This is a genomic window from Rubinisphaera italica (assembly GCF_007859715.1).
Lineage (GTDB): Bacteria > Planctomycetota > Planctomycetia > Planctomycetales > Planctomycetaceae > Rubinisphaera > Rubinisphaera italica.
Genome location: NZ_SJPG01000001.1, coordinates 880,096 through 893,561 on the forward strand (window position 1 = coordinate 880,096; position 13,466 = coordinate 893,561).

A 13,466-nucleotide genomic window follows, 5' to 3' on the forward strand; every position below is an offset into this window, starting at 1 on the left:
TCAAGAGTCAGCCAATTGACGGTTCAATTCTGCCTCTCTCTGAGCTTCCAGTTCACGGCTCGGAGCTAGAATCGCCATGAAAATCGGAACAAACACAACCATACTGACTAAGGAAGCCCGATAAAACGGCACCGCCATCATAAAGCATTCCATTAAACCGCCGAGGGTTTTCGAGTAATTCATTTCATCACCCAAAGCCCAGATCAACGAGTTCGACACCAGGAAAAAGAGTGTCGCTCCAATTAATCCACTCGAAACATTGACCAGTGTTCGCTCGCTAAACGTTTCGCTGCGAACATATTTCGCTCCCAGTAGACCAAGTGCAACCAGACCAATCACCAGTCCATAAATGAGAGGTTGATGAGGATAAAATGCCCATTCCATATGGCCGGAGACAACCCCGATCAGCAAATCACCCGCAAACCAGGTTCCCAATGGCAAAGCGATCGCCAGATTTCGCGGCAGGCTCGCGCCAGCCACAATTGCTAATGGCATCAACGGGGAGAAATTCCAGATGTAGGAACCAATATCGGTAGGATCCAACTGCCAACCCATCCGGTAAATTGCATAGGGCATCACTTTGGCAACCAATGCGAGCAGCACAAGAGCAGCCAGACAAATGATTCGGCCAGCGGTTAGTGGTGTTTTTATATTTTCGTTTTTCATGACAATGATTTCTTATTCAGTTCTATCTACTAATCAGGACAATGCCTGATAATAAAGTTTGATTCAGAGTACAGAATAATTGATAACCACAAAGATCGCAAAGGATGCGATGAGCCATTGGTTGTGCTAAGTGTCCTTTGTGATCTTTGCGGTTAATTGAAATCATGTGGAACACAGTGCTCAAAACACAGTGTTCCACAATAAACATTCAATTACTCACGATCGTATTTCGAATCATCATCGCCGACAAAGCCCAGATGATTTTTCCGGTTCGCTTCGACCTGTGCAGTCGTGAACCAGACGGGCAATTGAATCTGGCTCGGAATCTCGGATTCGACATGTCCATCCAGATACGCAACATTCGCGGAATTGTGATGTCGGAAATGCACAGAAGGTTGAGTATTTGAAGGAGGTTCCAGTAAGGGATTTTCGACGAGATGTTCATCGGGAAAATAGTCCCATGTATTATAGACAGCCGAGTCGGCAAAGGCGATTGTTTGCGTTGTCGACTGGACATCGCGGAATTTTCGAGTGACAGGTTCTTTAGAGACCGTCACGGCCGGGTAGGCAGAATAGTCGTAATTGATGCCGTAGCTCAGATAGTGTCCATTATAGGCGTAGCCACAGGCGGGTTTGCCAAAACGAAGATGGTCGATCTGACTCGGCCCTAAATCGGGACATTGAAATACTGCACTGTTACTTTCGATATACGGAGCCAGAGGTCCAGCAGCGAAATCGTATTGCTGATCGGCTGGGAGCGTGTAATCGACTTTGCCGAACCAGTAATTGATGGAACCTCGAGTTCCGGAAGCGCCCGTATTGTAGGCGATTTCCTGAGCATCATCGATCTTGTAAGCGATGAGTTGTTCGTTATACACATCGGCATAGTTGTGCATAGCCAGGACAATTTGCTTGAGCTGACTTTTGCATTGTGTTCTCCGAGCCGCAGCTCGGGCCTGCTGCACGGCTGGGAGTAATAACGCGACCAGCACAGCAATGATCGCAATCACGACCAGAAGTTCAATCAGTGTAAACGCGCGGGGGGACGCAGAGTTGTTCTGCGCAATGTTCTTGTTCTGCATGAGAGGTCTTCCTGTAAAGATAAATCTCTCATCAAATCATTGATGAGGAATGAGAGCGCATACAATGCGCGGAATAGCATCTCCATAGATGCCATTCGAGTTTCGATGTCGTTATGAACGACAGGTTGCCAACGAAAATTCGTTAGCACGAAACTCTCAGGAAGATCCAAATTCTGAGTACTCAGTTTGCATAGCTGTCATCCTTTTGCTCGAAAGGGCAGAATAAAACCAACATTCGGGCAGGTCTTCTGGCTCCCGGTTCGTTTGCGAGTTCTCCCTTCCCACCTCACGATTGAAGGCAGTGGATTGAGAATCGCATCCCCGGTTACAGCGGCGGCACCGCAACGGAATTGCACCGTTTTCCCTATTCTCCCGCTCTGGCAACAAGCCGGCAGGCACCCGTGTCGCATGTCAGTATATCGACAGTTCATCAGACTGCAATGTTCGCTGCTGCGTTATCACAACACATTGAGATAATCGAATCTGTGAACACAACGTCATAACCAATACCACTTTTCGATTTCATGACGAATACACGATTGTGAATTTGTATGTGCAGAAGAGTGTCGGTATGATCAACTGTGAAGGTGACGGTGTGTTGCCTGATTCTACGAACCTGACTTTGCGAAATTTGCACCGGAGAGACTGAGATGCGCTTCCATCATGGGATTGAACTTTTTTGTTGTGGTTTACTGGCCGTCAGCCTGATTGGCTGCAGCAAACCCAAAGAATATCGTGAAGTCACCGACAGCGACATGGTCGAGGATCACGATCACGATCACGACCATGCTCACACTGCACCTCACGGCGGTTTTCTCGTCGAACTGGGCGAACATGCCTACTCAGCAGAGATTGTTTTTGCGGATGCCGATCCCAAAATGACCGTATATATCCTGGGTGCTCACGCAGAAAATGCAGCTGCTGCTAAAGCGGACAGCATTACTCTTGTAGATGAAGAAGCTGGTCCGATTTCCCTCAAAGCGATGCCACAGGAAGGCGAAGCAGAAGGCATGGCTTCTCAGTTTGTACTCGATGGAGCTCTTCCCGAAGGCGTGTCTAGTGAAACGCTGCATGGAAATCTTAAAGTGACGATTGCTGACGAAGAGTATTCTGCACACATCCACCCGAGTGGCGACCACGCCGACCACGATCATGGCGATCACGATCACGGCGATGAAGGTCATGACGATCACGACCATGGCGATGAAGGTCATGACGATCACGACCATGCCGATATGCCCAAGCCAGCTGCAACTACTGAAACTCCTGCTCCAGTAAAAGAGACACCACCGCCCACAGCAGAAACACCTGCTCCCGTGACAACACCACCTGCAGAAACACCGACTCCTGCTGAGACACCTGCACCTAAGGAAACACCAGCACCAGCCGAAACTCCGGCTCCTGCAGCAACACCGGCTCCGACAGAGACTCCTGCACCGGCTGAAACTCCTGCTCCAGCTGATAAGCCAGCACCTGCTGAGACTCCAGCACCGACTGAGACACCAGCACCTGCCGAGACACCTGCTCCATAATAGAATTATTTTTGCGTGAACAATAAAAAGAGCCGGGCTGACACATAGCGTCATCCGGCTCTTTTCTTATTTATTATGTTTGATCAATGCTTGTAAGGCACTTCAATCATTTTCGGTTTTGGATCAAACGTGCACAACCACTGCTCGCCGCTTTGCGTTGATAACACCAGAGATTCTGCCAGCAATTTTGGCTGACCAGTTGCGGGATCAGGCTTCCACTGAGCCGTAAATGTTTTGAAGACAGTTTGCACACCAGGATCATTTGAGGAATCGAATTCACCAACGGTGACAATCGATTTTTTTCGATCATGAAAGACATACGCATCCATGCCTCGTTCTCGCAATGCTTTCATGACTTGCCAAGCCTGGAATTCGGCCAGATCGAGCCCGCCACGTCCGAGTTCTTTTTTAGAGCTTGAAGAGTCGCCACCGACTTGTGTTACTGAATTTCCATAGAATGATGCTACGACCACTGAGTATTTCCCAGGATTGTCCAAGAGGGAAAATTCCGTCTTCGAATTGAATCGAATGATCTCAGGATCCCGCTGACGGCGTTTCACTTCTTCTGGATTCAGCATTGGGTTCACACTCAAAAACGCTCCTCCCAACGGGCCAGATTGTCCAGGGATTGGTCTGTAAACTGCAGTATTATTAAGACAAGACGGATTATAATCCTTAATCCACTCTAGAGTTCGCTTTCCTAAGGAGTCTTCACTTTCAATGCTGCTGTAATTGCCTGCCAGAACGCAAATTTCTGTATCGAGTTTGTATTGACGTTTCTCGACTTGATTCAGGCGATTCGTAGTATCAATCGATTCTAACTTCTGATCCCGACGATAGGTGTATGCGGGAATTCCTTTAGTGCGTAATTCATAAACGAGCTCATCTGCTGCTTGTTCAGAATTCATTCCTTCATTGCGCAACTCTTCAGGGAGTTCGCTGAACACAGCGACCATGACCATCCAGGGGCCATGTTTTTTGGTCAAGGTGTATTTTTTCCCTTTGACAGCTTCAATGCCGGCCTGGGTTGGACTTGCTCCGGCGACGCTGATTAATGCGGCGAAGAACATACAGATAATGCGGACGCGCATGACAGACTCCGTTCTGGCGATGGCGGAATGGACGAGGTAAACTTCTAACGAGACGAGCCAGGATGGCTCGGGTGGGTGGGGTTCACCAAAGAAACTGCTTGAGTGAATGAAGCGAGTTGTATCAACTTGAGGGATTTTGGTCCAGAGGCCAGTTTTCCCCGAAGATATCCCGCTGAATTCGTGTCAATTCTACAATCCCATCCCCAGCCAGCGCGAGCTGTTTTTGCAGTTGATCGTGCGAAAAAGTCCGCTGCTCAGCAGTTCCCTGAATCTCTACAAACTGACCTGAGCCGGTCATCACAACATTCAAATCGACCTCAGCGGTGCTGTCTTCGATATAATTCAAGTCGAGCAGTGGGACGCCTTCGCAAATTCCAACACTCACAGCGGCAACGGTATCAACCAGAATCTTCTGGATATCACATGTTGGATCCTGTTTCCGTAACCAGAGCAACGCATCGACGAGAGCGATGAAACCTCCTGTGATTCCAAGAGTCCTGGTTCCGCCGTCGGCTTCTAGAACATCACAGTCGATAGTAATCGTTCGCGGGCCAAGGGCCTGAAAATCGACAACCGCGCGTAAACTGCGACCAATCAGCCGTTGGATTTCAGTGGAACGTCCATCCACTTTGGTCCGATCTCGACGTTTTCGTGGAGAAGTACTTCCCGGCAGCATGTTGTACTCAGCGGTCACCCAGCCCGAAGGATTCTCTTCGTGCTTCTTCCATGGGGGGACTTCAAGATCGACACTGGCTGTGCACAATAATGTTGTTCGTCCCGCTTTGATGTAAACTGATCCCGGACTGGAATCGGTAAATTGTCGTCGTACTTCAATCGGTCGTAATTGATTCACCTGGCGTCCATCGTGTCGCATGTCTGATTATCCTTAAATCGTTAATTGTCGTGTCAGAATACTTTTAATGGTTCCCTACTCACTGAGCAACACGCCAGACATAAGCTTCCCAAAATATCGAATTTCAGACTCAAGATTCTCTCTTCACTATTATTGTCTATAATACTGACATGGATGAAACGACAGACAATTTGCCCAAAGACAATTTGCCTGCGGAGACGGGCGAAACGGTTAGCTCTGAGAATTTGGTGCTCTTGCCGAATGAAAAAGTACGGCAATTCCCAACCACTCCCGGTGTCTATTTGATGAAAGATGCTGAGGATCGTGTGATTTACGTCGGTAAAGCAGTCAATTTACGCAGTCGAGCCGGAAGTTATTTTCTGGCTGCGGCTAAGACAGAACGACGCACGGCTGAACTCGTGACCGCCATTGTCGATATCGACTACATCTCAACCGAATCGGAAGTCGATGCCCTCTTACTCGAAGCCCGGCTCATTAAAGATATCCAGCCCCGCTTCAACACAGAACTCAAAGACGACAAAACATTTCCCTATCTGGAGATTACAACCCGGGAAGATTTCCCACGGGTCGAATTTACGCGGGCCCCCCGAGACAAAAATTCCAAACTCTACGGCCCCTTTACCTCCGCTGGTCAACTTCGCGAAACGATTACCGTTTTGCAGAAAATCTTTCAGTTCCGCACCTGCTCGTTGGATATCGATGCCAGTGATGAAAAGTGGAAATGGTATCGGCCCTGCCTGCTGGCGAGCATTCATCAATGCACTGCTCCCTGCAATTTTCGGATCAGCAAAGAAGAATATCGCAAAGATATTCAAAAGCTGAAACTTTTTCTCGACGGTCAACGAACAAAACTCTATCGCGATCTGGAAAAAGAGATGCAGCAGGCCTCTAAAGATCTGCAGTTCGAAAAAGCAGCTGCGATTCGAGACCAGATCAACTCGCTCAAAAAGATTGAATTACGCGGCGATATTCAAACCGATCAACAACCTGAAGTTTTCTACATCGATCCGAAAAAGGGAATGGCGGGGCTGAAGAAAATCCTCAATCTGTCGGAACTTCCTCGCAGAATTGAAGGGATGGATATCGCACATTTGCAGGGAGGTGAAACGGTGGCCTCTCTGGTGCAGTTTATTGATGGTCTGCCGTTCAAGCATGGATACCGTCGCTACAAAATTAGGACTGTCGCCGGTGTGGATGATTTTGCCTCAATGCGAGAAGTGGTTTCTCGACGCATGCGGGGACTGCAAAAAGCTGGAGAATCATTCCCGGATTTACTGCTGATCGATGGCGGCAAAGGCCAATTGAATGCCGCTCTGGAAGCGATGCGGGCGATTGATATCGAACCTCCGATGACAATTTCTCTCGCTAAGCGCGAAGAAGAAATCTACATCCCCGGCGAATCCCAACCGAAAAAAGTCTCCCGACATTCCTACGGACTCCGCCTGCTGCAATATGTGCGCGATGAATCTCACCGTTTCGCCCAGCATTACCACCACATCCTTCGCAGAAAATCGACATTCGATGAATAGTTCTCAACCTCAGGATGCGAAATCCTCAAAACTCGAGTTCGATCCTCATTCCGAGAATATCACGTCCCGTGACTGGACGTTCATGGCCTATCTGGTTGGGATCTGTCTGATACCACTCGTACTGATGGTCATCGCCATCTTTGCACTGATGAAGCAGAACCCTGACTTCGACAATTTTCCGAAAGACCGCATCCCGATACCGGTTTCTACGGATTCCTACTGACAATTGATGTGATTGAATGTATAGTCAGTTTAAACGGAGTTGCAACGAAATATTGTTGGACGAAGAGTTCGAACAATCTACCTTGAAAAGAAGTGAAATGTGTTCAGGGGCGAATGATGAGTAGGATTGAAAATCTAAACAGATTCTTCAGAGAAAGGTATTTTCACATTTTGCCTATCGTGACAATATATTTCCTTCTGTACTGTTTATATACCCTTTTTGTGGAAGACGAAATTCCATTGTTGCATAGTGCTGCCACGGCGATAGTCATCTTGTTGTTAATTAAATGGATAATACCACTAACGACTTCTCTGGAAACAAAAAAGTCCTCGGGTAAATTGTAGTAGCAAATTCTCATGAAGAGGAATTGGGTGCCATGCTTGCATCGCGCAGCAGGGCAAGCATGCATTGCGGGTGACATTAAAATTCATCGTTCTAGCCATGTGTTATAACGCCGCTGAACGATTGCGTATTTAATGAAAGCGATCCCCAATTGGATGTTCAGGCAAGCGTGAGCATGGCATCTACCGCGTCTTTACAAGGATGTTCTTCCCAAAAAAAGACAGGCAGGAAGCCTGTCCTACTGTGTTAGCCATTTTTCGTTCGCATGGTTTTGCTTTTGCGTTCGAGGAATTTCTTTTCCTGGGCAGTCAATGAGTTCATCCCTTGCTGATGAACTTTAGCAAGCAGTTCATCGAGATGTTCTTCATCGCGTCGCCGCTGTTCGGCAAGAACCTTGGCTTTCTCCTGTTCACGACGTTCCCGACGGCGTTCCCAGAAACTTTTTCTGGCTGGTTTGTGAGTCGTATCCACACTTTTTTCGAGTGAGGTATATCCTTGGGAAAAGTCGTACCCCATGAAGGAATCGTCGAAGGTTTCGCCGTATTGAACGCTCACCCCCTCGAGAATGTTCATGACCAGCAAGGTTGAAGCCAGAAAGACAATCCAGACGTTGTCGGTCATCAAGCCGATCGCTGAAAAGATGATGGCGGCAACCGTTCCTATTTTCAGGCAGATTGTTTTTCGCTCGGTAGCCGTCCCCTGACCAATCAGGCATGCTTCCACCATTCGACCACCATCGAGTGGGTAAATGGGCAGCAGGTTCACGATTGTCAAAGCCCAATTCACGAAGAAAATCAGGACAATTAACTCCTGACCCCATTTCGCGGTAAATTCACCGACGGGTAGCACAAATGGATTGAAAGCTTCAGAGCCACCAGAAATTGCCAGCAAGGGCGGCAACAGGACCAGGCAAATCATAAAGTTAGTGAACGGGCCACCAGATGCTGTCAGGAATTGGGACTTGAAGGTATTGGCGGGGCGAACCGTTGCCAGTCCTCCAAATGGCCAGAGCATAATTTCCGAGCCGTCTCCCCCTGTCGAACGAGCGACCAGGACATGCCCCAGTAATTCATGAAGTAGAGTGCTGAACAGGAAGATGCCTGTCAAAGCAATCGCTATTTTCGCATCAAAGCGAACCAGCAGAATCAACAATAACAGCGGAAACCACAGACTGACCCGAATGCGGGTGGCAAATAGCGAACCAGCGGGAAATGACCAGAATAATGGGCTATGTGAAGGCTGCATGTAAAATGCCTGAAGCGGATAAATCGGTATCTCTTGATTTTATGATGACTTGAGGCGTTATTCAATCTTGAAATTCAAAGTTCGTTGGGATTCAGAGATTCCGATTTAAAAATTCAGTGAGGAAATAGGGGATTCAGACAGGAAAAATTATTTTGTCAGAGAGTAAATCGACAGCACGGCAGCCGTGATCAGGAGTAACCAGGCAAAATGCTGTCTGAGGGCTCCGCCAGACATCCGCTCGCTCAATTGAACGCCGAGTTTTGCTCCCAAGGTTCCGCCAAGCAGCAATACCACCACCGTTTGGAGATCGACACGCTGATAAGTGGCATGAATGACGGTGGCCTGAATCGCAATCAGCCAGACGAGTAGCATCGACATTCGAGCCGCTCGTTTTGTGGGAATGCCATAAGCGTAATGCAAACCGGGGAGCAGAATCACACCGCCGCTCAAGCCGATGAAACCGGAAAGAAAACCGACAAAGACGCCGAACCAACTGAGGGAAATAATCGAAACCTGATGCCGACGGTTTCTTCCAAAAACCTCACAGACTGGACGCAGCCATTTCAGACGAGCCCAGCCGATTGGAATCAGTTTTCCACGTTTATGCAGCATCGATTCCCATAAACTGAAGAGCCCCAGTGACCAAAGCAGCACCAGATACGTGATTTGCACGATATTCGACAACGAATCCGCATTCGAGCCAATCTGTTCCTTCAATTGATTGAGCGAAGCGGATCCCCACAGCGTGCCTGCGATAATTCCTCCCATCAGTATGAAGGGAATCCGCAAGTCGCGCCGCCGTTGCCGAAATGAGAGCGATGCAGCAGTGGCAGGCCCAAGCACTTGGCAGGCACAACTGCCTACGATCAATTCCATCGGAATCGACGTCGTAATACTCAGCAGGGGGACCAGCAGAAAACTCCCCCCCACTCCAAACAGACCGGCTACGATTCCGGTGGCCGTTCCGGAAATCAAGACGATCAATGATTCCATGAAATGCTCATTTCGTCCGTGATAATACTGTGAGCGCGAATGAATTGAAGTTTTAACGATACAAGCACGAAGCGCAAGCGAGTGTGTCAAATCGACCGGAATAAACACACTCGCTTGTGCTTGTACTTTGATTCAACCTGTTAAATTAAAACCCACGTGATTCGATGATGTCATCCATCGTGCGGAGTTGGTAGTCGATGTTAGTGAAATCGAGCAGACTGCAAAGTCCTCTGACGGCCACTCCCATTCCATCGGGCCCACTGAATCCACCGAACTGTCCGCCACCTTTGAGGTGTGGTTCCAGTTCCAGGAAGAAGCCGGGGACGCCGAGCTTGGTTACTTTTTTCGTCAGTTCTGGTAAATGTTCGGCCAGATCGCGGAAGATCGCTTCGTGACCAGAGTCGCCAATGTCGGCTGGCACAAAGTTTTTCAAACGGTTTTCATCGACCACACCCGTCCAGACAAGCGAAGGATCGATCCGATAGTCTTTGACGTGAATCCAGCCAATATGATCCCGCATCGCTTTGTATTCTTCAAAGACCTGCACGGGAGTCATGTTTTGCGTGGAAAGGTTTCCGCCATCGAAAATGCAAACCATATTCGGATGATTCACTTTCTCAGCCAGTTCCGCCAGATAATGCCCATTCTGCCCGATCAGATTCGCTTCGACTTCCAATCCATAAACCACACCCGCTTTTTCACAGGCATCGACAATTTCTCCGAGTCGATCCACCGCCTGAGAAATGTAAGCATCCGGCTTTTCAGTTTGTGGGTGATAGAACGAGAAGCCGCGAATCAGTTTGGCTCCCAGTGCCTGAGCGGCATTGATCGTGTTTTGCACTTCGCCTTTGAGGTAAGTTTTCGGATCGACATATTTATTGTGCGAACCATCTTCGACATCGATCAGCTTCACCTTGCCGAGGCGGGCTCCGATGCTTGTGACCGTCATCCCGTAAGTATCCTGAGTTTTTTTGACCTGCTCCCATTCGGAAGTCGACAAATCGACGACGTGCTTCACTTCGCCGGAGCCAGTCACATCGACAAAACGAGGGCTGTAATATTTCAGCCCCAGGCTCGACAAGACAGCCAACTGTTCAATGATGGACTTCGTGTTAGCAGCTTCATCGCCAAAAGCACTGATTAAAACTTCAGGTCGTGCAGACATACGAAAATTCTCTTCCCGGCTCAAAAATATCACTTCAAATTGTTTGATTGGAAACTAAGAAGTGATGTTAGTCACTCGGGCGGGGAATGAAAACCGAGGGCCGGATCAGTTTTCATCCACTCGTGAACTGCGATGCGACGACATGCCCAGTTTTTTCATCTTATTGTAAAGCGTGACGCGACTAATCCCCAGAGACTGAGCGGCTTGCGTCCGATTGTGTTCGCAGTCAGCCAGAGCATTGGTAATCAGCTCCTGCTCGGTTTTTGCAATTTTTTCGCCAAATCGATGATGCCGGGTTGGGATTTCTAATCGTGTGAGATAATCCCCATTAGGAAGATGTTCCGGCTCAACAACTCGGTTTGTACAGGTTTTGGGCTGAAACCATGCGGGTAAGTCTGCAATGGTTATGGTTGGTCCTGAACACTGATCGAGTGTATCTGAAACGACCGCGTTAAGTTCTCGTAGATTTCCTGGCCAGCTATGTTGCTGCAGTTTTTGAAGATAAGCCGATTCGATGTAATGAATCGGGGTATGACCTGCAGCTGTTTGTGAACTCAGGAATTGACGCACCAGCTGAGTAATTTGCTGGGAGTATTCTCTGAGCGGTGGCAAGTCGAATTGAGATCTTTCCAGCTTTTGACGGATGATGAATTCTTTTGAAGCAGCTTGTGTCATTGGTTCGAGCAGACTGGTCGGATTCGCAGTCATCATCACTAGAGGCTCACAGGCTTCCTGGTTTTCTCGATCATATCTACTTTTAATAAGTTTCAGTAAATCGAGCTGAAGTGAACGACTGAGACGATCAATATTCGGAATCAGTAACGTGCCTGCGGATTGACTGTTAAGTTGCCGCTTCCAGTTGGCAACTCGCAATCGAGCCAGCTTTGATCCCGAATTTGAAGAAATCGACTTCCCCACCAGAATTCGGAATGTTCCCGTCTTAGCCGTCCGGAAATGATGAAACTTCCGAGCCAGCGTCTGCTTGCCTGTTCCGGATTCTCCCACAATCAGTAACACAGAATTGCGATCTGCGAGCCTGCGAAGTTCCTGCAAATACGGATCATTCTGAACGATCCGCGTTTCCTGATGTCCAAATTCAACCATGTTGTATATTCCATAGAATCCGCGAAGCGGATCAGTACCATTTATGTTGCAGGGTGGCTGGGTTCGAACTTAGAGAGCCCCCAGAATCAACAACGATCTGGGGGCTTCACTTCGCTACGACCCCAGTAATTGATGAAAGCTGGGTGCTTTCATTGAAGCCACCCGAATTTGAATTCTTTATTCCATCAATACAAATCTGATACCGAGAGACCTCGAAAAATTTTGAGCGAGCATTTTCTCATTGGTCTTGTCGGTAAAACTGCTTGAATTTAAGAAGAATCGAAAAGGAAAGTCATTTGTTTTGCAATGTGAAGAGAACTTAACACAAGAGTCGAAAAGGCATCATTTGTTGCGGATTGTGATGTCATATTGCAACAAGTGATGAGGAAATGTTGGCTGACACTGGTCATCATTTTCCGGGCATGTTAAAACGTATTAAGTGAACTCAATTACTATGAATACGGGAAGAGGAAACGATGTCATCGCCACTTGAAAGTTTGATTCAAACAGGAACGAAACTCTGGTTGGATAGTATCGACCCAGACCTCGTCCGCGAAAACCGTGCTCTGGGTGCCACGGGTGCAACTTCGAATCCAATTATCGTTTCCGATTTGCTGAAAACCGGCCGATTCGATTCCGATCTCGAAACCCTGCTCGCCGATGATGCCGACGATTCCAGTGTCGCCTGGACCATGACAGACAAACTCGTCAAAGACGCCCAGTCTGTTTTTGCTGATGTTTTCGAGCAGACCAAAGGGAATGATGGTTACGTCAGTTTCGAACTCGATCCGCTGCTCGAAGATGCTTCTTGTGAATTGTCTGTCGAAGAGAAAGCTGAGCAGTACATCGCACTCGGTAAAAAATGGTCTGCCGGTCACACCAACCGCATGATTAAAGTTCCAGCAACTCCCGGTGGTCTTGCCGCTTTGGAAGAATTGTCGGCTGCGGGTGTCACGCTCAATGTCACGCTCATTTTTTCCCAGCGCCAATATGAAGCGGCTCGGGATGCCGTCTGGCGGGGAGCCCAACGACGCGAGAACCCTGGCACTTTGAAATCGGTTTACAGTATTTTCATCAGCCGCATCGATGTTTACACCGATAAGCACGCGGCTGATCTTTCGTCCGATGCTCAAGGTCTTGTCGGTATTGTGAATGCCAAGGAAATCTGGAAATTGAATGAGACATTCTGGGCTGACAAAAATCTGCCTCTTGACCAGGAAATGATTTTTGCCAGCACGGGTACGAAGAAGCCGGAAGATCCCAAAGATAAATATGTGTCTGCACTGGCCGGTTCCGACATTCAAACGAATCCTCCCGGTACGAACGCAGCCGTCCAGGAAATGACCGGCAAAGTCTTCACTCGACAGGTCGACGTTTTACCCTCTGCGGAAGTTCTCGAAGAAATTCACACGAAGATCGATTTTGAAAATCTCGAATCGACACTCATGGAAGAAGGCCTTAAGAAATTTGCCGACCCGCAGAAAGCCCTTATCAAATTGATTGGCGAAAAACGGGGTGCCTTGACTGCGTAGTTGCGAGTTGAAATACAAGCACGAAACGCAAGCGAGTGAGTCGAATCCAAAATAACACACTCGCTTGCGCTTCGTGCTTGTCTCATTT

Annotated in this window: 12 protein-coding genes and 1 riboswitch; of the genes, 4 read left to right on the forward strand and 8 right to left on the reverse strand. The window is 48.2% G+C overall.

The window, feature by feature from the left end; genetic code table 11:
* A complete protein-coding gene (locus Pan54_RS03410) occupies positions 1–666 on the reverse strand; it encodes a DUF6580 family putative transport protein (protein ID WP_146502169.1) in 666 nt (221 codons plus the stop codon).
* Between the two features lie 212 nt (positions 667–878).
* On the reverse strand, positions 879–1,748 hold the full coding sequence (locus tag Pan54_RS03415; protein WP_146502170.1) for a DUF1559 family PulG-like putative transporter: 870 nt from the start codon (positions 1,746–1,748) through the stop codon (positions 879–881).
* Between the two features lie 221 nt (positions 1,749–1,969).
* Positions 1,970–2,166, reverse strand: a riboswitch (cobalamin riboswitch).
* Between the two features lie 232 nt (positions 2,167–2,398).
* Between Pan54_RS03415 and Pan54_RS26025 the strand changes: the two genes are divergently transcribed.
* Positions 2,399–3,280, forward strand: a complete 882-nt coding sequence (locus Pan54_RS26025) for a hypothetical protein (RefSeq protein WP_207310028.1) — start codon at positions 2,399–2,401, stop codon at positions 3,278–3,280.
* A gap of 83 nt (positions 3,281–3,363) precedes the next feature.
* Here the strand turns inward: Pan54_RS26025 and Pan54_RS03425 are convergent, their stop codons facing one another.
* Both Pan54_RS03425 and rph read right to left on the reverse strand, forming a co-directional pair.
* Positions 3,364–4,371, reverse strand: a complete 1,008-nt coding sequence (locus tag Pan54_RS03425; protein WP_146502171.1) for a hypothetical protein — start codon at positions 4,369–4,371, stop codon at positions 3,364–3,366.
* Positions 4,372–4,492: 121 nt separating this feature from the next.
* Positions 4,493–5,245: a ribonuclease PH gene (gene rph, locus Pan54_RS03430; protein ID WP_146502172.1), complete on the reverse strand. Its 753-nt coding sequence runs from the start codon at positions 5,243–5,245 to the stop codon at positions 4,493–4,495.
* Between the two features lie 149 nt (positions 5,246–5,394).
* Between rph and Pan54_RS03435 the strand changes: the two genes are divergently transcribed.
* Positions 5,395–6,774 carry an excinuclease ABC subunit UvrC gene (locus Pan54_RS03435; RefSeq protein WP_146502173.1) on the forward strand — a complete coding sequence of 460 codons (1,380 nt, stop codon included), beginning with the start codon at positions 5,395–5,397 and terminating at the stop codon, positions 6,772–6,774.
* A complete protein-coding gene (locus tag Pan54_RS03440; protein ID WP_146502174.1) occupies positions 6,767–6,997 on the forward strand; it encodes a hypothetical protein in 231 nt (76 codons plus the stop codon). Before Pan54_RS03435 ends, Pan54_RS03440 begins: the two co-directional genes overlap by 8 nt.
* A 588-nt stretch (positions 6,998–7,585) precedes the next feature.
* Here Pan54_RS03440 and Pan54_RS03445 read toward each other — a convergent pair.
* The 4 genes from Pan54_RS03445 to Pan54_RS03460 form a co-directional block, all read right to left on the reverse strand.
* The gene (locus tag Pan54_RS03445; RefSeq protein ID WP_146502175.1) at positions 7,586–8,584 is read right to left on the reverse strand and encodes a site-2 protease family protein; all 999 of its coding nucleotides are present in this window, start codon (positions 8,582–8,584) and stop codon (positions 7,586–7,588) included.
* A 147-nt stretch (positions 8,585–8,731) separates the two neighbouring features.
* Positions 8,732–9,577 carry a sulfite exporter TauE/SafE family protein gene (locus Pan54_RS03450; protein ID WP_146502176.1) on the reverse strand — a complete coding sequence of 282 codons (846 nt, stop codon included), beginning with the start codon at positions 9,575–9,577 and terminating at the stop codon, positions 8,732–8,734.
* A 145-nt stretch (positions 9,578–9,722) separates the two neighbouring features.
* Complete coding sequence (locus tag Pan54_RS03455) at positions 9,723–10,742, reverse strand: sugar phosphate isomerase/epimerase family protein (protein WP_146502177.1); 1,020 nt, start codon at positions 10,740–10,742, stop codon at positions 9,723–9,725.
* A 105-nt stretch (positions 10,743–10,847) separates the two neighbouring features.
* Positions 10,848–11,846 (reverse strand): helix-turn-helix domain-containing protein, encoded by a 999-nt coding sequence (locus Pan54_RS03460; RefSeq protein WP_146502178.1) that lies wholly within the window; start codon positions 11,844–11,846, stop codon positions 10,848–10,850.
* A gap of 476 nt (positions 11,847–12,322) precedes the next feature.
* Here Pan54_RS03460 and Pan54_RS03465 point away from each other — a divergent pair, with 476 nt between their 5' ends.
* On the forward strand, positions 12,323–13,378 hold the full coding sequence (locus Pan54_RS03465) for a transaldolase family protein (protein ID WP_146502179.1): 1,056 nt from the start codon (positions 12,323–12,325) through the stop codon (positions 13,376–13,378).
* Positions 13,379–13,466 lie beyond the last annotated feature (88 nt).

Bases quoted from the DNA above. Each gene is read 5' to 3' on its own strand.
- Pan54_RS03410 (WP_146502169.1), bottom strand. From the start codon at position 666: ATGAAAAACGAAAATATAAAAACACCACTAACCGCTGGCCGAATCATT.
- Pan54_RS03415 (WP_146502170.1), bottom strand. From the start codon at position 1,748: ATGCAGAACAAGAACATTGCGCAGAACAACTCTGCGTCCCCCCGCGCG.
- Pan54_RS26025 (WP_207310028.1), top strand. From the start codon at position 2,399: ATGCGCTTCCATCATGGGATTGAACTTTTTTGTTGTGGTTTACTGGCC.
- Pan54_RS03425 (WP_146502171.1), bottom strand. From the start codon at position 4,371: ATGCGCGTCCGCATTATCTGTATGTTCTTCGCCGCATTAATCAGCGTC.
- rph (WP_146502172.1), bottom strand. From the start codon at position 5,245: ATGCGACACGATGGACGCCAGGTGAATCAATTACGACCGATTGAAGTA.
- Pan54_RS03435 (WP_146502173.1), top strand. From the start codon at position 5,395: ATGGATGAAACGACAGACAATTTGCCCAAAGACAATTTGCCTGCGGAG.
- Pan54_RS03440 (WP_146502174.1), top strand. From the start codon at position 6,767: ATGAATAGTTCTCAACCTCAGGATGCGAAATCCTCAAAACTCGAGTTC.
- Pan54_RS03445 (WP_146502175.1), bottom strand. From the start codon at position 8,584: ATGCAGCCTTCACATAGCCCATTATTCTGGTCATTTCCCGCTGGTTCG.
- Pan54_RS03450 (WP_146502176.1), bottom strand. From the start codon at position 9,577: ATGGAATCATTGATCGTCTTGATTTCCGGAACGGCCACCGGAATCGTA.
- Pan54_RS03455 (WP_146502177.1), bottom strand. From the start codon at position 10,742: ATGTCTGCACGACCTGAAGTTTTAATCAGTGCTTTTGGCGATGAAGCT.
- Pan54_RS03460 (WP_146502178.1), bottom strand. From the start codon at position 11,846: ATGGTTGAATTTGGACATCAGGAAACGCGGATCGTTCAGAATGATCCG.
- Pan54_RS03465 (WP_146502179.1), top strand. From the start codon at position 12,323: ATGTCATCGCCACTTGAAAGTTTGATTCAAACAGGAACGAAACTCTGG.